General features: G+C 54.9%; 21 protein-coding genes, 1 tRNA gene and 1 pseudogene. 9 read left to right on the forward strand and 14 right to left on the reverse strand.

The genetic code is table 11. From position 1 onward, the window contains the following. Window positions 1–184: 184 nt before the first annotated feature. From JOE29_RS16850 to gvpU, 3 genes are all read right to left on the reverse strand, one after another. Window positions 185–1,825 (reverse strand): phosphoethanolamine--lipid A transferase, encoded by a 1,641-nt coding sequence (locus JOE29_RS16850; RefSeq protein WP_044311750.1) that lies wholly within the window; start codon window positions 1,823–1,825, stop codon window positions 185–187. Between the two features lie 231 nt (window positions 1,826–2,056). Beyond that, window positions 2,057–3,748, reverse strand: a complete 1,692-nt coding sequence (locus JOE29_RS16855) for an NAD-dependent malic enzyme (RefSeq protein WP_024692245.1) — start codon at window positions 3,746–3,748, stop codon at window positions 2,057–2,059. Between the two features lie 312 nt (window positions 3,749–4,060). Further along, the gene (gene gvpU, locus JOE29_RS16860) at window positions 4,061–4,543 is read right to left on the reverse strand and encodes a gas vesicle accessory protein GvpU (protein ID WP_003345567.1); all 483 of its coding nucleotides are present in this window, start codon (window positions 4,541–4,543) and stop codon (window positions 4,061–4,063) included. 297 nt (window positions 4,544–4,840) lie between these two features. Here gvpU and JOE29_RS16865 point away from each other — a divergent pair, with 297 nt between their 5' ends. Further along, window positions 4,841–5,809, forward strand: a complete 969-nt coding sequence (locus JOE29_RS16865; RefSeq protein WP_010420457.1) for an LLM class oxidoreductase — start codon at window positions 4,841–4,843, stop codon at window positions 5,807–5,809. Between the two features lie 69 nt (window positions 5,810–5,878). Here the strand turns inward: JOE29_RS16865 and JOE29_RS16870 are convergent, their stop codons facing one another. Then, on the reverse strand, window positions 5,879–6,808 hold the full coding sequence (locus JOE29_RS16870) for a LysR substrate-binding domain-containing protein (RefSeq protein WP_210079719.1): 930 nt from the start codon (window positions 6,806–6,808) through the stop codon (window positions 5,879–5,881). Window positions 6,809–7,140: 332 nt separating this feature from the next. Here JOE29_RS16870 and JOE29_RS16875 point away from each other — a divergent pair, with 332 nt between their 5' ends. From JOE29_RS16875 to JOE29_RS16895, 5 genes and pseudogenes are all read left to right on the forward strand, one after another. Continuing rightward, on the forward strand, window positions 7,141–8,262 hold the full coding sequence (locus tag JOE29_RS16875; protein WP_210079720.1) for an alkene reductase: 1,122 nt from the start codon (window positions 7,141–7,143) through the stop codon (window positions 8,260–8,262). 331 nt (window positions 8,263–8,593) lie between these two features. Continuing rightward, a complete protein-coding gene (locus tag JOE29_RS16880) occupies window positions 8,594–8,842 on the forward strand; it encodes a ribbon-helix-helix protein, CopG family (RefSeq protein ID WP_003345556.1) in 249 nt (82 codons plus the stop codon). Further along, window positions 8,820–9,131: a type II toxin-antitoxin system RelE/ParE family toxin gene (locus JOE29_RS16885; RefSeq protein ID WP_080272563.1), complete on the forward strand. Its 312-nt coding sequence runs from the start codon at window positions 8,820–8,822 to the stop codon at window positions 9,129–9,131. Before JOE29_RS16880 ends, JOE29_RS16885 begins: the two co-directional genes overlap by 23 nt. A 504-nt stretch (window positions 9,132–9,635) precedes the next feature. Beyond that, window positions 9,636–9,704 (forward strand): annotated as a pseudogene (locus tag JOE29_RS16890) (Hcp1 family type VI secretion system effector); the annotation flags it as partial. A gap of 52 nt (window positions 9,705–9,756) precedes the next feature. Further along, on the forward strand, window positions 9,757–10,047 hold the full coding sequence (locus tag JOE29_RS16895; RefSeq protein ID WP_058444049.1) for a hypothetical protein: 291 nt from the start codon (window positions 9,757–9,759) through the stop codon (window positions 10,045–10,047). A 515-nt stretch (window positions 10,048–10,562) separates the two neighbouring features. On the opposite strand, the gene JOE29_RS16900 is transcribed toward JOE29_RS16895, so the two are convergent. From JOE29_RS16900 to JOE29_RS16920, 5 genes are all read right to left on the reverse strand, one after another. Beyond that, window positions 10,563–10,889 (reverse strand): hypothetical protein, encoded by a 327-nt coding sequence (locus JOE29_RS16900; RefSeq protein ID WP_137983345.1) that lies wholly within the window; start codon window positions 10,887–10,889, stop codon window positions 10,563–10,565. A gap of 8 nt (window positions 10,890–10,897) precedes the next feature. Continuing rightward, window positions 10,898–11,269, reverse strand: a complete 372-nt coding sequence (locus JOE29_RS16905) for a hypothetical protein (protein WP_137983346.1) — start codon at window positions 11,267–11,269, stop codon at window positions 10,898–10,900. Window positions 11,270–11,276: 7 nt separating this feature from the next. Beyond that, window positions 11,277–12,122, reverse strand: coding sequence for an RNase A-like domain-containing protein (locus JOE29_RS16910; RefSeq protein ID WP_137983347.1), 846 nt, complete (start codon window positions 12,120–12,122; stop codon window positions 11,277–11,279). Between the two features lie 11 nt (window positions 12,123–12,133). After that, the gene (locus tag JOE29_RS16915) at window positions 12,134–12,628 is read right to left on the reverse strand and encodes a type VI secretion system tube protein Hcp (RefSeq protein WP_137983348.1); all 495 of its coding nucleotides are present in this window, start codon (window positions 12,626–12,628) and stop codon (window positions 12,134–12,136) included. A gap of 99 nt (window positions 12,629–12,727) precedes the next feature. Beyond that, window positions 12,728–13,581 (reverse strand): IS5 family transposase gene (locus JOE29_RS16920; RefSeq protein ID WP_137983349.1). Its coding sequence is split into 2 segments (ribosomal slippage): window positions 12,728–13,227 and window positions 13,227–13,581, totalling 855 coding nucleotides; the frame shifts between segments, so codons are not numbered across the junction. 151 nt (window positions 13,582–13,732) lie between these two features. On the opposite strand from JOE29_RS16920, the gene JOE29_RS16925 reads away from it, so the two are divergent. Continuing rightward, on the forward strand, window positions 13,733–14,425 hold the full coding sequence (locus tag JOE29_RS16925; protein WP_137983350.1) for a hypothetical protein: 693 nt from the start codon (window positions 13,733–13,735) through the stop codon (window positions 14,423–14,425). A gap of 70 nt (window positions 14,426–14,495) precedes the next feature. Here JOE29_RS16925 and JOE29_RS16930 read toward each other — a convergent pair. From JOE29_RS16930 to dapA, 5 genes are all read right to left on the reverse strand, one after another. Further along, window positions 14,496–14,585 (reverse strand) — tRNA-Ser (locus JOE29_RS16930). A gap of 91 nt (window positions 14,586–14,676) precedes the next feature. Then, window positions 14,677–15,387: a phosphoribosylaminoimidazolesuccinocarboxamide synthase gene (gene purC / locus JOE29_RS16935; RefSeq protein ID WP_003430849.1), complete on the reverse strand. Its 711-nt coding sequence runs from the start codon at window positions 15,385–15,387 to the stop codon at window positions 14,677–14,679. Between the two features lie 28 nt (window positions 15,388–15,415). Beyond that, a complete protein-coding gene (locus JOE29_RS16940) occupies window positions 15,416–16,174 on the reverse strand; it encodes an MBL fold metallo-hydrolase (protein WP_011267088.1) in 759 nt (252 codons plus the stop codon). After that, the gene (bamC, locus tag JOE29_RS16945) at window positions 16,175–17,293 is read right to left on the reverse strand and encodes an outer membrane protein assembly factor BamC (RefSeq protein ID WP_003421238.1); all 1,119 of its coding nucleotides are present in this window, start codon (window positions 17,291–17,293) and stop codon (window positions 16,175–16,177) included. It lies immediately after the preceding gene. A gap of 18 nt (window positions 17,294–17,311) precedes the next feature. Further along, the gene (gene dapA / locus JOE29_RS16950; RefSeq protein ID WP_210079721.1) at window positions 17,312–18,190 is read right to left on the reverse strand and encodes a 4-hydroxy-tetrahydrodipicolinate synthase; all 879 of its coding nucleotides are present in this window, start codon (window positions 18,188–18,190) and stop codon (window positions 17,312–17,314) included. 325 nt (window positions 18,191–18,515) lie between these two features. Here dapA and JOE29_RS16955 point away from each other — a divergent pair, with 325 nt between their 5' ends. Together JOE29_RS16955 and JOE29_RS16960 are read left to right on the forward strand one after the other, a co-directional pair. Further along, the gene (locus tag JOE29_RS16955; protein WP_003317383.1) at window positions 18,516–19,079 is read left to right on the forward strand and encodes a glycine cleavage system protein R; all 564 of its coding nucleotides are present in this window, start codon (window positions 18,516–18,518) and stop codon (window positions 19,077–19,079) included. A 9-nt stretch (window positions 19,080–19,088) separates the two neighbouring features. Further along, window positions 19,089–19,562, forward strand: coding sequence for a peroxiredoxin (locus tag JOE29_RS16960; protein ID WP_003317382.1), 474 nt, complete (start codon window positions 19,089–19,091; stop codon window positions 19,560–19,562). The last annotated feature ends 11 nt before the right edge of the window (window positions 19,563–19,573 follow it).

Genomic DNA, 19,573 nt, shown 5'->3' on the forward strand with positions numbered 1-19,573 from the left:
TCTCCCTTCAACAATGGCGCGCAGTATATATCGTCATGGGAGATTATCGCGCGTCTGTCGTCCGGGTCTGGCGCATCTTCATGCAAATGACGGACAGGAGGAGCTATTACCGGGCAGACGCGCTGCCGATGATCGTCCCCATAACGTGAGAGGACGATCAATACCCGGAACGCCGCGCACGTGGTTACTTGTCGGTGGCCGCCAACTCGCTGCGGCATCCGGCAAACATATCGAGGCTGGGGTCATAAACCTTGGTATCGACTTTCAACAGGCCGAGCATGGAATGGAAAAGATTGTCCTGGCTCAATGGAGCATTACGTTGTTTGGCCAGGCACTCCGGCGTGACGGCAAAGGACTTCTGATAGTTATCGGACAACCAGACCATCATCGGCACATGCTTTTGCTGATCAGGCGCCAGCACATAAGGCGTGCCGTGCAGGAACAGATTGTACTCGCCCAGCGACTCGCCATGGTCCGACAGATACACCATGGCGGTATCGACCTTGTTTTGATTGGCGCGTAAAAGATCAATCAGCGTGGCCAGTACATGGTCGGTGTACAACAACGTATTGTCGTACGCATTGACGATGCTGTCCCGGCTGCAATTGTTCAACGCATTGCTTTCACACACCGGGGTAAACTTTTCAAACTCTTTTGGGTAACGTTTGTAGTATTCAGGCCCGTGGCTGCCCATCTGGTGCAGAACAAGCACGGTGTCCTTGTCGAGGCTGTCGATAAAGGTCTGCAGGTTTTGCAAGAGTATCTCGTCCCGGCATTCATGGTTGTTGCACAACAGCGGGTCCTTGAGATTGCTCACGTCCTGGAAGGTCACTCGATCGCAGGTGCCTTTGCAGCCAGCCTGATTGTCACGCCATATCACGTCTATGCCCGCGCGCTTCAGTACGTCCAGCAAGCCTTCCTGATTGCGCGCCTGGGTAGCGTTGTAATTCTTGCGTCCCATGTTGGAAAACATGCAAGGCACCGACACGGCGGTTTCGGTGCCGCAGGAATACACATCGGTAAACGCCACCAGCCCGCTTTCCTTGTTCAGGTTGGGCGTGGTGTTACGACCGTAGCCAAGGATCCCGAAGTTCTCGGCCCGGGCACTTTCGCCGACCACCAGCACGGTCAAGGATTTGCGGGCATGCATGGCCCAGTCCGCAGAACGTTTGGCGTCCTCGCCGATCTTGACGAACGGGCGCCTTGCGGAGATCACCTGCTCACTCAGGTAGCCCAGCGACGCACCAATGTAATTGCTTGGCACCACCATCAGGCGCAATTCATGGTGATTGCGGAACAATGACGACAGTCCTTGGTAATTGGCCAGTGCAACGCCGCCGATTGCCACGCAGCACGCCACCGTCACCAACAGTTTGCTGAACAGTTCAAGGTGCCAGCGACGGTAGCTGATCGGCAGTTTCCAGAGGATCAACGAGGGCACTACGCCCAGCAGAAGGATATACAAGGCCAGTTTTAAAGACAGCAGCCCCTGCACTTCCGTCACGTTGGTTTCGGCGAAGTTTCGAAACATGCCGGCGTCGATCATGACCCCGTATTCGGTCATGAAATAAACCACCCCCGCGCTGATCATAAACAGACTGATCAACACCGGTTTAAACACACGACGGAATGCCAACAGCGTCAAAACGATATTGAACACGCAGAAAATCATCAAGCCAAACGCAAAGCGCATGGCCAACCCTTTGCTATCGGCGCTGGTAATCGAGAAAAGATGCTGCCAGAGATTGATATTGAAACCCAGTAACAGAAACGCACTGGCAAGTAGGGTTACAACCTCTGGACGAACAGTTCTGGGTGTCGGCATCGTGGTCTGCTTATCGAATTAATATGCATCGGGCATTCAGGAGCCAGTGAACGCCCCGATGGCGCGCACTGTAGGCAGCGCATCATCAATTTTATGTGAAAACGGTGAGAGGATTGGGTTGAATGAAGCTTATTTCACTGTAAAGAAATGCGTTGCAGCATTAACGCATTTGCGAGCAGCGTGTCTCCGCAAGCAAGCTTGAGGAGACATCAGCCGTTCAAACGCGCCTGATCAGACCGAGCGACGACGATAGGCCCGATAGCCCGGCAACCAGAAATTGCGCTCGATGGCCTCAAGCAGCGCCTCTTCGGTGGTTTCCAGTGCCAGCCCTTCGGCTTGCGCTTCCCTGGCCACAGCCAGGGCGATCTTGCGGCTGACCTGCTGGATTTCCTTGAGCGGCGGCAACACCGCATCACCCTTCCCTGTCACCATCGGCGAGCACTCGGCCAGCGCATTGGACGCCGCCATGAGCATCCGGTCAGTGATGCGCGATGCCTTGCAGGCCACCACACCGAGGCCGATGCCCGGAAAGATGTAGGAGTTGTTGCACTGCGCGATGTGCACCGTGCGACCGTTGATCTCCACTGGCGCAAACGGACTGCCGGTGGCTACCAGTGCATTGCCGTCGGTCCAGCGCAGGATTTCTTCCGGAGTGGCTTCCACTTTGGACGTCGGATTGGACAGCGGCATTACCAGGGGTTTGGCGCAATGCTTGTGCAGTTCGCGAATCACTTGCTCGGTGAACAGACCGCGCTGCCCGGACACACCGATCATTACGGTGGCCCCGGCGTGGGCGACCACGTCGAGCAACTGCGGGAAGGCTTCTGTACCGGCAGTCCAGCCAGACACGTCGGCAGTCTTTTGCGCCAGTCGTTTCTGGAAATCGAGCAGGTTGTCCATGCCTTCGGTCAACAGGCCGAAACGATCAACCATGAAAATACGTTTGCGCGCTTCGCTTTCGCTCAGACCTTCGATGCGCATCGCTGCGATGATGTGCTCGGCGATCCCGCAGCCTGCCGAACCGGCACCGACAAACACCACCTTCTGCTGGCCGAGGGTTTCATTCTTGGCCTTGCAGGCCGCCAGCAACGTACCCACAGCGACCGAAGCGGTGCCCTGGATGTCATCGTTGAAGCAGCACAGCTCGTCCCGATACTTTTCGAGCAACGGCATGGCGTTGGACTGGGCGAAATCTTCGAACTGCAGCAACACGTCAGGCCAGCGACGCTGCACCGCGTCGATGAACAGCGCGATGAAGTCTTCGTATTCCTTGCCCGATACCCGCTCGTGACGCCAGCCCATGTACATCGGGTCGTCCAGCAGCTCACGGTTGTTGGTGCCGACATCCAGCACGATCGGCAGCGTGTACGCGGGGCTGATCCCGCCACAAGCGGTGTACAGCGACAGTTTGCCGATCGGAATGCCCATGCCGCCGATGCCCTGGTCGCCCAGACCGAGAATTCGCTCGCTGTCGGTCACGACAATGATCTTGATCCGGTCCTTGGTCGCGCTGCGCAAAATGTCATCGATACGGTCGCGCTCAGGGTAGGAAATGAACAGGCCGCGATGCGTGCGGTAGATCTTGGAGAATTCCTGACAGGCCTGCCCCACCGTCGGCGTGTAGATGATCGGCAGCATCTCGTCCAGGTGGGAGTCGAGCAGGCGGAAAAACAGGGTTTCGTTGTTGTCCTGGATGGAGCGCAGGTAAATATGCTTGTCCAGGTCGCTGGCACACTGTTTGTACTGGCTGTAGACCCGGGTGACTTGCTCTTCGATCGTCTCTACGTTCTGCGGCAGGAGCCCGATCAGATTGAATTCGACCCGCTCTTGCGGGGTGAAGGCACTGCCTTTGTTCAGCAGGGGCATTTCCAGCAGTGAGGGTCCTGCGTAGGAAATGTACAAAGGTCGCGAAGTTTTGGTCATTTTCTCTAATCGCCTTTTTCGTCTACTCATTAATTCTTTATGTCGACCGGGGCGGGCAGCCTGGCTCAGTTCTTGTTGTTTTTTCTTGTCGCCAGCTCTCTATCAGGCCATGCCGAAAACCATTCGGCAGATAAGGTCAGGGCGAACATATTACTCGCCTGACCTCGGCTTGCGACATTTTGTCGCGCAAAGAGTGGCTAAGTGACGCTATTACAGACGCAGCGTCCCATGACCAGCCAGTGCATTCAGCACTCCGGAAGCGATCATGAGACTGAGTGAAAAAGCCCCGACGGACGTCGAGGCTTCAAAGGGTCAGGCTGCGTCAGGCTTTTCGGCGATAAGCCCGATGGTGAACCCATCGACGGCCGAGATCCGGCCCCGCCACAGCACACCGGCATCACAAATCGGGTTGCCGTCAGTAGAGTAGGTGCGGCAGTCCTTCAGGTGAAGGAAATGGAAGGCCGGGGTGTCTTCAGACGACTCACCGGGCTTGAAGGACAGGATCATCTCTTTCATGGTCGCGTCAGTACCGTTGGCGAACGAGCTGAACGGTGCCGAGATATCGTCGGCCAACTGCTCGAAATACGCATCGTGAGAAATCAGATGCCCGGAAACCAGATTCCCGCCCACTGACAGCGTCACGCCCATCTCAACCTTGGTGTTGGCAACAAACTTGACCAGCCATTGCAGCAACCAGTCGATCTGCTTGCCCTGCCACTTGAACTGAGCAATCACGTCATCGTGGCTCTGGCTGGGAGAAGGTTGCGACTTTTGTACCTGATCTGCGTCTGACATCTGAAAGCTCCTCGCCTCACAAAACGTTGAACCCAAGGTATAGATCAGATCGGGCGAAAGCGAAACCGGGAGGCAGGATTAGTTTGCGAATCGCCGAAGGGTAAGTGTGAAACCAGGCGATTTCGCGGGAGGATGATGACAGTGTTTCTACTCTGCGCGGGATGCCAGTGGCTCGGTTAAGTGTTGCAGACCGAATATTGGTGATTTTTTTTCACAATGACTGATCCAAAAGATCGGAGATCCGCCTAAAGGTCATCTATAGAATCGAATGATCGATTTCCGAAACGGAGTAAAACGATGACTCAGAACAATCAATCGCTCGGCCTGGAGAACCATACGGTGTTCAGCGGTACATTCCAGCCCGATCAGTTGACCATCGGATTCATCTCGCCCGCGCGCGGCTATCCTGACGGCCCTTTTCCCAGCCTGGAGGACCAAGCCGAGATCGTGCAGCGCCTCGATCAGAGCGATGCTGCGGCGCTGTGGCTGCGCGATGTGCCGTTTTACGATCCGTCATTTGGCGATACCGGCCAGGTCCTCGATCCGCTGGTGTACGCGGGCTGGCTGGCAGCGCTCACTCATAGAATCGCCATCGGCACTGCCGGCATCGTCAGCCCGTTGCGAGAGCCGGTTATCACCGCCAAGCAGATCGCTACGGCGGACCAACTCTTGGGAGGCCGCTTTCTCGCTGGCATGGCTTCGGGTGACCGGGCAACAGAGTACCCGGCTTTCGGGGTCGACTTTGCCAGCCGAGCGGAACGCTATCGGGAAGCGCTAACGCTGATCAAAACGCTGATTTCAGAGTCATTTCCGCGCCTGAAGACACAGCATTTCGGCCAGTTGCGGGGCGATATCGATCTGGTACCCAAACCCGCAGCTCAACGGGTCCCTATCATTGCTATCGGTCGCGCTGGACAGAGCCTGGAGTGGCTTGCAGCCAATGTAGATGCCTGGATCTGGCATGGCGACGCGCTGCGCATGCCGGAGGCTGTGCCGCATTGGCGTGAGGCAACCGCTTCCAGAGGATTCGTGCCTTTCGGCTACGGCGCGATGTTCGACCTCGACACCAATCCTGACGCGCCGCTACAAACGGGTCGAGTGCTAAAGGGCGGTCGAAAGGCGCTGAAAGACTTCTTCTCGCGGCAGCGCGAAGCCGGGATCAATCATGTCGCATTGAACCTCAAGCCCACGCGGCGTCCCTCTGTGGAGGTGATCGATGAACTCCAGGAGCACATCCTCCCCGAGTTTTCCATTACGTCAGGCTGAGGAGACAGGGACAGCTTCGCGCTTCTGGGTTGTCAGCGGCTTTGCGATCATCCCCGATTCAATGATTATTCAAGCCCGCTCAACACGCCCGGCAGGCGTGAGATTGGCTCCCAGGTAGGCGACCAACGCGCTGACTTTTGGCAGCGCCTCGCGACTTCGAAGCCAGACAAGATTCATCGGAAGGCCTTCGGTGGCAAGATCCGGCAGCACCTCCACCAGCCTGCCGCTGTTCAGATGCACCTGGACCAGCCAGGTCGGTAGTTGAGCGATGCCAAGCCCCGCCAACACCGCCATCACCTCACCCTCTCCGTCTCCCACGGCAATGTGCGGATGCATGATCCTGCGCTCCATGTCCCCCGCTTGGCGGCCCTTGAAATACCAGGGGATCGCCATACCGTCATTTTGCCCATAGCCGATGCACTGGTGATCATCGAGGTCCGACACCGTTTTGGGCTCGCCGTGTTGGTTCACATACTCGGGTGACGCGCAGAAAATCAGCTTCTGCGTTCCAAAAAACTGATGAGCCATGGCGGCTGGCCAGGCATCTGAACCACCAATCCTGACGACGATATCGATGCCCTCGTGCACCGGGTCGACGTACCGATCGGAAAAAGACACATGGGGCTGCAACCTGGGGTGCTGCTTCATGAAATCAAGAATCAACGGCAGGACATGTAAACGCCCATACGAAGCAGGCAAATCAATACGCACTTTGCCCTGTGGCTCGGTCTGGGTCGAAGTCAGCGCAATCTCGACTTCCTCCAGATCCGAAAGGACCGTCGTGCAGGTACGGTAGAAGGTTTCCCCTGCCTCGGTGAGCGACAGCCGACGCGTGGTGCGCTGAAACAACCGGGTGCGCAGACGCCCTTCCAATCGCGCAATGCTCTTGCTGATCGCCGAGTTGGTCAGGTTCAACCGTTCAGCTGCGGCCGTGAAGCTGCCCATGTCGGCGACGATGACGAACACATCGATACCCTTGAGTCGCTCAGACGAAAACATAAACGCTCCGATTATTGAATTCCATTCCACTCACTTGATAGAAACCAGCAAAAATAAAACGCCATTTCTCCAATAGACTATGTCAAAACCTGTTCGGAGTTAAGCCTCATACAGCGCTGCACTGGCCCCGGACAACACCTAACGCTCGGACTATCAGTCCTGATGATGGCGTTCGCAACATCCCTGCTGGGCAAATTGGCGGGTGGCTAATGGGCTTCGGAGTGATCGTTGCGCTGCTGCTGACGCGTCGTCAGTCATCCCCTGACAGCCGCCTCCCCCAAGGCTGCTGCCGTCATTGTCCTTTTGATTCCCCCTCCACAGGAGAGACTGCCTTGACTCTGTTCAATGAATTCAAACTCGGCAACACGCCCCTCAGCAACCGCGTCGTCATGGCGCCAATGACCCGCTCGCGTGCCCCCGAGGACATCGCCACCGAACAGATCGCGCTGCACTACACCCAGCGCGGCACCGCCGGCCTGATCGTGTCGGAAGGTACGCCGATCTCCCGTGAAGGCCAGGGCTACCTGTTCAATCCAGGCATCTATACACCGGAGCAGATCAAGGGTTGGAAGCTGGTGACCGACTCGGTCCACAGCGTCGGCGGTCGCATGTTCGCGCAGCTCTGGCACGTTGGCCGGGTGTCCCACACCTCGATCCAGATCGACGGCAAAGCACCGGTCAGCGCCACCACCAAACAAGCACAGGGCGCAGTCGCATTCGCTTATGGCGAAGACGGCGAACCCGGCTTCGTGCCTACCTCCGTGCCGCGCCCGCTCACCACCGAAGAAGTGGCGCGAGTCGTCGAGGATTTCGCCCAGGCCGCGCAGAATGCGATCGACGCCGGTTTCGACGGCGTAGAAATTCACGGCGCCAATGGTTACCTGCTGGAGCAGTTCCTCAACCCGCTGGTCAACGATCGCACCGATCAGTACGGCGCGAGCAACCTGCAAGATCGCCTGCGCTTCGTCTTCGAAGTGGTCGATGCCGCTTGCGCCAGAATCGGTGCCGACCGCGTTGGTATTCGCATCTCGCCCTATGGTCAGTTGTTCGATATGCCGCTCTACCCGGAGATCGACGAAACCTACTCGGCGCTGTGTGCAGGCATGCGCGAACGCGGCATCGCCTATGTACACGTCATGGACCAGACGCACTTCTTCATGGCCGGCGAAAGCTCCGCCGCGCAGGAGCAGGCATTACGCAAACTGCTCAAGCACTGCAAGGCCGAACTGGGCAACACCGCGCTGATCCTCGCCGGCGACATGACCCGTGAACGCGCTGATGCGCTGCTGGAAGAAAACCTGATCGACCTTGCTGCGTTTGGCCAGCCCTTCATCGGCAACCCAGACCTTGTCGCCCGCCTGAAAAACGGCTGGCCCCTGACGACCCCGGACCGTGACAGCTACTACGGTGGTGATGCGCACGGCTACATCGACTACGCGCCCTACCGCGCTTGACCTACTGGCCGGGACGCCGCGTTCGAGCGGTGTCTCGGCTGGTCTCGCGGTGAAAGCTGCCTTTCAGCCGGGCACCGGCAACTATGTCAGCGCAGCCATATCCTTGCCGTGAGCAGTTGGGTCTGAATGACGACGCGTTGGAAGTCCTCAGGGATAGGCTTGTACGGCATCTGACTGAACCGCTAGATGGATGAGAAGCCGATAAAAGTAAACTCTCAGTAAAATCTGTTTTGACTGAACATTGACAGACCCCGTGCGTGAGCAAGTACACTGAGTATACCGCTTAATTTTTTGTATACATTGTTTACAGCTAGCAGCCGTGGAGGCCAATATGGCATCGCCTGTTCTGTCATTCCGAGTAGAAGAAGGCTTGGTCGAAATGCTCGACCAGCTTGCCCTTGCCACGGACCGTGATCGTCAGTACCACCTGAAACGTGCTCTGTCTCGCTACGTTGAAGCAGAAGCGTGGCATTTGAAAGCCATTGATGAAGGCTTGGCCGACATCGATGCAGGGAAGACGATCGATCTGGAAACCGTTAAAGCCAAGTGGGTAGCACGTGCCGCAAATCGAGTTAAGTGAAAAAGCCGATAGCGATCTGGAAGCGATTCATGAGCATTACGCGGGGCTGATGGGCCACCAGAGAGCTGACGAAGTCGTAAATACCATTCTGGAATCCATTGAGCAGCTTGCAACGTTTACGGGGATGGGACGCCCTTCCCAAACCCCGGACGTGCGCGAGCTGGTGCTTACCCGCTACCCCTTCGTAGTGAGCTATGTGGTTCGCACTCAGGTCGTATTCATTGTTCGCGTACTGCATGAGCGGAACGAGCGCCTGAACACTGCAAAAATCCCGGATCAATTCCGCTAGGCCCCGCGCCTGTAGCCCTGCGTCTTGCGCTCTTGCCACGCAGGGCTCAATCGAGCATACCTTTGTTGATAGACACTTCATCGACTGGTAAGCGGTCATCTTTCTCAGAGATTTCTTACGAGGGTTTGCTACCGCGCGCCATGCGGAGCCGACTAATTACGGGTATGTGACGATGCTCCGCACAGCCACGGCTTGAGTCGCAAACCTCGAATTTTGGTATCTGTGAGTACGGTGCAGGTTGTTGGGCGACACTGGACAAAATGTTCAAACAAGAAAATACGCACACGGTCAGCAGATTAGTCTTACATAAAAAGGGCTAGGTATGATCCAGTATGGGCAATCGTATCAGTCAACCAGTTGACCGGCGGCTAAATTCAAACAAGAACGTGACATATGAACCGTCCAGGATACGGTTCAATTCAATTATTTTTGCGCACACAATCATTATTGTTCTAACGTACCGCACTGAAAACTAAACACCCAACATGGAAGGAAGAAAAACTCATGGCTTTTGACGCTTATTTGAAAATAGAAGGTATCCCCGGCGAAGCGCTTGATGCTCAATTCAAGGATCCGGACAGAAATATTTCGGCACTCTAGACGTAATAGACCCGAGAGAAAGGAAATGATGAGTATTGTTAAAGTGATCATAAAATCTTTCGCGGTTTTTTTGATAGCGTCGCTCCTCACACGATACCTTATTGGAAGCGGACTGGTTCGAAAAGGGCTGGAAACCTCTATCGGTAACACGCTGTATATAACTCTCTCCAATCTCTTCAACGTCAATGGATCCGAGCAGGCAGAAACATTGATAATCAGCGTACTGCTCATCGCCTCTTTGATTTTTGTACCTATACTTGGCTGGCTGGCCTCAATCATCACTTCAAGACTATATCAAGGAAACCTGAAAGAATAGGCGTTGCATCACTGCACTGAACATACCTTCTGCTTTTGTAATAGGCAGCGAAAAACGCTGCTTATTGCCCAAAACTGCAGGCGTTACTTATCATGCTCCTATAGAGCCTTCAGAGTTATAACTTATGGTCATTAGCGCTCTTATCGCCTCATCACCTTCACTGCAGGAAACGATCCGATAAAAATTGGAAAACTTGCACTCACCCCCAAACTACTAGCCCTTCATGAGCACAGAAGTCCGCCCCTCATTAGGGGCTTTATTTTTTTCATGTATAAATAAATTAATAAAACACTTTAATACTCTGAAACCAAAGCCGCTGATCAAATAAGTGACCAATTACTGCCAATCACTTGAAAAAAATTAATAAATGGTAAGATGATTACACAACAATTAATTACCATTATGAATTTATACGAAGAAATTACGAAACAAGGCTATAAAATTGAGAAAATGCGTTCTCATTCTAACAATAACCGTGTGTACATAATCAATGAAAGCAATGAAAGGATTGGCTATTACAGCAAAATGGAAGGAACCAGAACCAAAATTATTTTAAAAAAGGAACCTTTTTTTGAAGATTGTGGAAGTGTCTCGCCGTCGCTATCACCAGATCGTGAATTAACCGTTTCGGCGCTTTTGTAGCGAAAGTACCCGTTCTTAACGGCAACCATTTCACGGCGCTTGTCCTCACGGGAATGGGTACTGAAGAAGGTCAGAGCGCTGAGTTCAGCGGGGTTTTCTCGCTTCATCTTGAGAATTTTCCAGATGAAGTACAGCTTGTACCGACCGTCCTCGCGATTTATGAAGCCGTTAAAATTCTTCGCACACGCCCAAATCTTCATGCCACTTCCTATTTAAAACCAACCCAACCGAAATATTTTTTTAAAGCTTTTTTTCTTCTGGATTCAATATGCACTTCAAGCAGACCGAGAATTTGAGCTAACAATTCTGAGTCCTCACAACCAAACCGCTCTTCTACGAAACCGATATCGTAGTAAAGGAACAGTTCATCAACCGAGTAATCCCCCTGAGTATGCTTACGAAGGTATGATCTGATATCGCTTCTTAACATGCATATTTCGTTGTAAGACTTTTTGCCCGTCCAAGCTTCAAGAAAATCTATAAGAGACATAGGACTAGTACGCTGATCTTCAGGAAGATAATCCTGAATAGCCGTACCTAGATCAAGCATAAATTTAATAAGGCTATTATACTCTTTCATTTATGCCTCACGGAATGGGAAAAGCAGTTACGATGTAAGCAGGCATAAAGTTATATTCTTCAAACTGGATGATAACCCTCACCTTAGTCATATCTACCAATTTGTCAGGAGCCGAACGCATAACGCCATTACCAACGACTTTATTAAGCTCCATAGTCATAATAAGACGTTGTTTTTTCAGTAAAAATTTGGCTTTAGAATACATTTGAATCTTCAGCCTATTAGATTTTAAAACCTGACTTACTGCCCATTCAGCGGAATCCATACTGGAAAACTGAGTCATTGCTTGAGCGGTACGAAATTTTTTCAACCGCTTCTGTAATGCAGGAACATCTTTGTATAAATGGTCACGTTCTGTATGACCGCCGGGACCGTTATTTGGAGCGTGCTTTTCTTTTTCACTCGTAATGACGGACATCCTACCAGCGCGTATTGATGAAACTCGAAATGCATTGTATATGGATGCAGTAGTTAGAGGAACTACGAACTCAGTAGCCAACCCAATCACTTGACCAGTGGTTCGAGATGCGCCCAGAGCTTCGGCGGCAGAAGATCCCGCCTTAAAGGCATAGGAATTAGTTTCCACACCCGTTACGACCTGATTTGTAGCGGCTGCTAACTGATCGGATGCGTGTACACCCATTGCTACGCATCCCACTTTTGAAATCATTGTTGGCTCAGGCAAAGCACACAGCACGCCAGAGCCAGCCAGTTCGATAATTCCTCCTACCAGCCTCAAGCTACCAAATATACGATTTGACATGATCTCGGCAGGCGTAAGAGATTCATGCGTCAGAACTGCCGCCATTTGGGCAGTATTTAGGATTACGCGAAAACTTCCATCATCGGACATACTGCGTTTCCTTACGCAAATGGCTTATTAGCAGTCCTGTCCCAACCGCCAGAAACGATACCAGCATTCCCACCATCAGCACGTCGCTGCTGTGAGTATTCAAATTTGATGCGGCCATAATTTAGAGTAACTACTTCTACAGGGAAGCCGGATTGTTCGGCACCCTGCCCGCTAACCATTGAGATCAATACCTCTTCAAGCACTATATCCAGATACTTAAATTTTTCAGCCCCCGCCCGATGGATTCGGATGGTCACATTTTTTATATGTGAACCCCTGCAGCAAAGCTCAAATAGCTTCGGGGTAGCTCTATCCACATATTTGCTAATTTGGAAATCGCCAAGGGAAACGCCTCCAGCGGTAGCTCCCCCGCTAGAGCTAGCAGTCTGACTTATAGACTGCATGGCATCATAGTGATAGGACAGCAGTTCGACCCAACCTTTGTGCCCGTCGTCAAGGGATTCGCCCTCAACACCATCAACCTTCATAAATGCATCAAAAGACATAGAAGCTCCCTGCTTTTCACAAAATTAAAAAAAGAAAACTGTAACTGAAATTGCTCTCAGATTACCAGCCCAGCGCGTCCTTGGTCTGCTTGCAGCTTCCTAGGTTTTGTACGAAAAGTATTGCCGCATACAACGTAGGCTGCAGGCCAGCGTGACCATGGTTGCAAAGCTCCTGGCCAGCTTGTCGTAGCGAGTGCCTATTCTGCGGTTCTCCTTTAGCCAGCCAAACATCCGCTCAATGATGTTCCGCTGCCGGTACTTTGGACGATCAAAGAGCCGGGGCAAGCCTGGCCGGGGTTTGCGTGGCATGGCGCGCAGCGGAATCACCGGCTGCATTCGGTAACGGTCGCAGTACTGTCGCAGGTGTTCTGCGTCATAGCCTTTGTCAGCCAGTAACCAGCGACTACGCTTGCGTGGTCGCCCCGGCTTACCGGGAATTCGCACCTGATCCAGCAGCGGCTGGGCGTGAGCGATATCGCTGGCTTGCCCCGCCGAAAGGATGAAACGTAAGGGAACACCATTGGCGTCGCAGACCATGTGAATCTTGGTAGTAAGGCCGCCTCGACTGCGTCCCAAGGCATGGTCTAGCGGTTCTTCAGCCCCCCCTTTTTCCCGGCGCCTGAAGAGGCTCGGGTTGCACGTACCGCCGTGGAATCGATCATCCAGGTGTCCAGATCGATCAGTCCTTCCCGGTTCAGTCGAATATGCAAGCGCTCCAGTATTCGGTCGAACGTGCCGTCGTCGCGCCAGTCACGAAAACGCTGATACACCGTTGACCAAGGCCCAAAGCGCTCAGGAAGATCGCGCCACGCAGCGCCCGAGCACAGGATCCAAAGGATTCCATGCAATACCAGGCGATCATCACTGCGTGGGCGACCCATTTTCTGCTCTGGAGAAACCAGGTCTTTGATCAATTCCCACGATGCGTCGGAGAGTTCGTAACGCTTTGCCATGCGGGCCTCCAGCCAATCATGGCGGCAATTCTACCCGCACCGACTTTTCGTACAAAACCTAGACAATCAGGACGTACCGAACGCATCACACGCGCCTGCTGGGCAGCGAGTCGGACTAAACTGGATCAATACAACTTGTTACGGAATGAATATGAGTGAAGCATGGAACCTGCAAGCGTTGCGGGCACAGGTCAAGATTCGCCAGCCTGGCACAAGCAAGAGGCTTATTCAGATCATCAACTCGCTTGGTCGATCACGCGATATCTTCACCTATCACAAGTGCCTCGCTCGCGATGCCTTCACTGCATTCAACGCAGAAAACGATCCTCACGGAATAAAGTTTGCTGAACGAATATTCGGGTGTGATGACGATGACGGAGTCGTTCATGAAGCGGGCTTAATCAGTGAAGCCAACCTGATTGCCTGCATCGCAATTACTCGCAACTCGTATGACAGCTTCGGGCAGTTGCTGAATGGCCTTGTGGTGCCAGTACCGCTCACAGGAGCTTTCTACATCCACAACGTCAAGGATGCCCTCCCAGCCGGAGAGCTTAAAGATCGCCTGAATGACGCACTCACATCAGAGTGGTTTGGATACACACACGCCTTCATGAACATGGTGAAGCATCATCAGCTGATCGTTCACAATGCGTCGATTTCATTCATAGATGACAACAGGGGTGGCAAGGTCGAAGGCTTCAGGCACAAACAGAAAGACTACCCGGCGTGCTGGGTTCGAGAGGCGCTGGAGGGAACCGTACAACTTCAGAATTCGCTACTGGCATGCGGCGTACTGCTCAATCATCTCTACCTGGGGGAAAATGACGCAAAATCTACAGATTGAGTTAACCAGGTGACATACGCAGAAAACAAAAAACCCCGTGAATCAAATATTCACAGGGCTTTTCAAATAATGGCGGAGAGATAGGGATTCGAACCCTAGGTACCGGTGAAGGTACAACGGATTTCGAATCCGTCCCATTCGGCCACTCTGGCATCTCTCCAACGGCGCGCATCATAACAGCATCAACGCAGAAGGCGAAGCCCTTCTGCTGTTTTTTTTCGTGCTATCAAGCGCTTGCGTGTTTTTTCCGCTTACAGCGGCACGCCCAGACGGTTTGCGACTTCTTCGTAGGCTTCGATGACGTCGCCCAGACCCTGGCGGAAGCGGTCCTTGTCCATTTTCTTGCGGGTGTCCTTGTCCCAGAGGCGGCAGCCGTCCGGGCTGAATTCGTCGCCGAGGACGATTTCACCGTGGAATACGCCGAATTCGAGTTTGAAGTCGACCAGCAGCAGGCCGGCGTCGTCAAACAGTTTGGTCAGCACGTCATTGACCTTGATCGACAGCTCTTTCATGCGAACCAGTTGCTCGGCGGTGCCCCAGCCGAACGCCACAACGTGGGATTCGTTGATGAACGGGTCGCCCTTGGCGTCGTCCTTGAGGAACAGTTCGAAGGTGTACGGGTTGAGCCTGGTGCCCTCTTCGATGCCCAGACGCTTGACCAGGCTGCCAGCGGCGTAGTTACGCACAACGCATTCGACCGGGATCATGTCGAGCTTCTTGACCAGGCACTCGTTGTCGCCCAGCAGCTTGTCGAACTGGGTGGGAATACCCGCTTCTTCAAGCTTCTGCATGATGAAGGCGTTGAACTTGTTGTTCACCATGCCTTTACGGTCGAGCTGTTCGATGCGCTTGCCGTCGAACGCCGAGGTGTCGTTGCGGAACAGCAGGATCAAGCGGTCAGCGTCGTCGGTCTTGTAAACCGATTTGGCTTTGCCGCGGTAGAGTTCTTCACGTTTTTCCATGATGGGCTCCGCTTGCTAAGTAGTTGGGCTAGGCGATATGTCGCCAGTCGAGCCCTGAATCTTGATCGGCCAGTTGCAGCCAGTCCGGGTCGCACCCGAGGGTGTCGACGAAACATTGCCGGGCCAGGTGCGGCAGGTTGTTCTTGCTGCTGAGATGCGCCAGCACCAGGTGCTGAAGGTCCTGCCATCCCAGTTCGCTCACCAGGCTGGCGGCCTGATGGTTGTTCAAATGACCGGTTTCACAGCCGACGCGTTGCTTGAGAAAGACCGGATACTGGCCTCGGGCAAGCATGTCGCGACAGTGATTGGCCTCGATCATCAAGGCATCCAGGCCTTGATAACGCTGTAATACGTTGGAGCAGTAAGAACCAAGGTCGGTCAGCAGGCCAAAGCGGCGCTTGCCGTCACTGAAGACGAACTGCGTCGGTTCCAGTGCATCGTGAGCGACCGACACCACATCGATGTCCAGTGCGCCGATCTGCAGACTCTCCCCGCCTGCCAGCAGGCCGGCAATTTCCACCGGTTTGCGCATTCCGCGCAACGTCCCGCTGCTGAGGTAGACCGGCACATTGTAGCGCCGCGACAGCAAACCCACGCCATGCACATGATCGGCATGTTCGTGGGTCACCAGTATGGCGCTCAGCTGGCTTGCCGAGACGCCCAGCCGAGCCAGGCGCCGCTCGGTTTCCCGCAGGGAGAAACCGCAATCGACCAGTACGTACGTATCGTTGCTTGCGACCAGCGTGCCGTTGCCACGACTGCCGCTGCCGAGAACCGCGAAACGCACTTAACCCAGGTTGTCTTGAATAACGCTCAACACCCGACGTGCGATATCCGCAGGTGCGACGGTGTTGATGTTCTTCTCGACGGTCACTTGAACGTTGTCACCGACCTTGCTCAGGCGGACCTGATAGCGCTCGGCGCGGGCATCAATCTCTTCCTTGGTCGACTTGCTGCCAAACATGCGGCCGAAGAAACCAGGCTCGTTTTCAGGCGTCTTGGCTTTTTCAGCCAGGTTGATGTAGTACAGACCCAGGCTGCGGTTGATGTCCTCGACACGCCAGTCGCCCTGATCCAGCGCACGGCCGACGCTCGACCATGCGCGGTCCAGATCGGCACCGAGGTTCAAGACCGGGTTGCCGCTGCCGTCTTCGCTCAAGGCAACACGGCTTGGAGTGTCGTAGTCACGTGCCGCCAGCAGGGAAATCGAACCGCCCTTCTCGGCGTTGCGGCCCATGCTGGCCAGCAGATCGTCGGTCAGTGCGGCATCAAGGCCCAGGTTGGTGGTGCGCGTCGGGAAGGCCACGTCGGCAGTGCTGCCGGCAGGACGCTCGACGCTGACCACGTAGACTTCACTGGTATTGCGCTGCACGCCCGGCTCGATGCGAACCCGTACACGGGTTTCCGAGTCGGCCGATACGCCGGCAGCGCTAAGACGCTTGGCCACCGAAGCGGACAGCTCATCGAGGCGCTGCCACGAGGAGCTGAATTCGCCCGTCTGTGGACGCTCTTCGGCGATACGGAAACCGTTGTCTTCGAAATACTGGTGGGCCACCGGCCAGACTTCGGCTGGCTGACGCTGAGCCAGGATCCAGTGCGCATCACCACTCTTCTGCAGGCTGAAGTCGCTCGACTCGGAAGTCGTGCCCAGCGGCTGAGGACGGGGCACGATGTACTCGCCGTCTTTCTGGGTGCTGTCAGCCACGTTACGCGGGATCGGCAGCAAAGGATCCAGACGCTTGACGCCCGTAACATCGGCAGGCAACTGCATGGGTGGGGTCTGGGTCGCCTGGAGGTAATCACTGCCGCGATCACGGAAGTAACCATCTTCGCCCCAGAGCCAACCGCAACCGCTGGTGCTGGAGATAATAAGAGCAAGTGCGGAAAGTCCGGCCAATCGCTTCATTGCGTGATACTTCCTCAATTAAACCAGGACGCCGGACTGGCGCATGGCCTGACGCAGCGGTTCATGACAGGCTTCGCTGAGCCAGGTAAGCGGCAGACGGATACCGTCTGGCATCAAACCCATTTCATGCAATGCCCACTTCACGGGGATAGGGTTGGATTCGATGAACAGGGTGTTGTTGAGCGGCATGAGCTTTTCGTGAATCGCCCGGGCCGTTTGCGCATCGCCACGCATGGCCGCTGCGCACAGATCGCTCATGGCGCGCGGTGCAACGTTGGCGGTGACGGAAATATTGCCCTTGCCGCCCAGCAGCATCAATTCGACTGCTGTAGCGTCGTCGCCGGAGTACACCACAAAATCGCTGCTGACGCTGGCCAGGATGTCCTTGGCGCGTTGCAGGTTGCCGGTGGCTTCCTTGATACCAACGATGTTTTTTACCGTCGACAGACGCGCAACGGTCTCTGGCAGCATGTCGCAGGCCGTACGGCCCGGCACGTTGTAGAGGATCTGCGGAATGTCGACAGCATTGGCGATGTGGCTGAAATGCTGGAACAGGCCTTCCTGAGTCGGCTTGTTGTAGTAAGGCGTCACCAGCAGGCACGCGTCGGCACCCGCATTTTTGGCGTTGGTGGTCAGTTCGACGGCTTCACGCGTCGAATTGGCGCCGGTACCGGCGATGACCGGAATGCGACCTGCAACCTGAGTGACCACCCGGCGGATGACTTCGATGTGTTCGTTCACATCCAGCGTCGCCGATTCACCGGTGGTGCCTACGGCAACAATGGCGTGGGTGCCCTCTTGCAAGTGGAAGTCAACCAGTTTGCTCAGGCTGTCCCAGTCCAGACGACCTTGTGCATCCATTGGTGTGACCAGTGCCACCATACTGCCCGCAATCATGCAACCGCTCCTGCCGGAAAAAGAGAGCCGTAATGGTACTGGCGCTATCAGCCTTGTACAAGCGAAGTACCGCGCTCTGAGCATTCCCCTGAGCGATGGTTTTCGCTACCCTTCGTCCTTTGATCGGTACTGGTCACCTGCGCACCTCGCTCAATCGGTCGAATTTGTCGCCAGAAGCCCCGCCCCAGCGCACTCCAGCCCAGTCATGGTATATCCATGCGAGCCAGGCGCCGAGGGACCCGGCAAGTAATCTTGCGCCATCGATTGTCGAAACAGCCCCGCAAGTCCGAAAAAGTACCGACCGCTCATCGTCTAGGAATGCTGCATGTCGTCCACCCCCACAGTTCGCGAACAATTCCTTGTCATCAGTGCCCTTGGCGCAAACCCCATGGAGCTGACCAACGTCCTGTGCCGCGCCAGCCATGAAAACCGCTGCTCGGTCGTCACCTCGCGTCTCACCCGCCACGGCGAGTGCAGTGCGCTGATTCTTCAGGTGTCGGGCAGTTGGGACGCTCTGGCGCGCCTTGAAACCGGTCTGTCGAGCCTCTCCAAGAAGCATGCGTTCACGACCAGCGTCGTGCGCAGCGCCACGCTGGAGAACCGTCCTGAGGCCCTGCCCTACGTGGCGTACGTCAGCTCGGCGTACCGCCCGGACATCATCAATGAGCTGTGCCAGTTCTTCATCGACCACAACGTCGAGCTGGAGAACCTGATCTGCGACACCTATCAGGCTCCGCAGACCGGCGGCACCATGCTCAATGCCACGTTTACGGTGACACTGCCTGCCGGGACACAGATCAGCTGGTTGCGTGATCAATTCCTCGATTTCGCCGACGCGTTGAATCTGGACGCACTGATCGAACCCTGGCGCCCACAAGCCCCAATGTAAGGAGTCCTCATGACTGTCACAGTAGATCATCCGGTTCCCGATTTTCAGGCACCCGCTACCAGCGGACAGACTGTCGAGCTGTCTGCGCTCAAGGGTCAGCAGGTGGTGATTTATTTCTATCCGAAAGACAACACGCCCGGCTGCACCACGCAGGGCCAGGACTTTCGTGACCATATCGCGCAGTTTCAGGCAGCCAATACGGTTGTCCTTGGTGTTTCCCGCGACAGCCTGAAGACCCACGAAAACTTCAAGGCCAAGCAGTCTTTCCCGTTCGAGCTGATTTCGGACAAGGACGAAGCCGTCTGCCAGCTGTTCGACGTCATCAAGCTCAAGAAGCTCTACGGTAAGGAATACCTGGGCGTCGACCGCAGCACCTTCCTGATCGACAAGGAAGGCGTACTGCGTCAGGAATGGCGCGGCGTGAAAGTGCCTGGCCATGTGGCTGAAGTATTGGCGCAGGCCGAAGCCCTGAACAAAGGCTGATCAGCGTGCCC

Origin of the sequence: Pseudomonas sp. PvP009 (assembly GCF_017832995.1) — a bacterium.
Taxonomy (GTDB): domain Bacteria; phylum Pseudomonadota; class Gammaproteobacteria; order Pseudomonadales; family Pseudomonadaceae; genus Aquipseudomonas; species Aquipseudomonas syringae.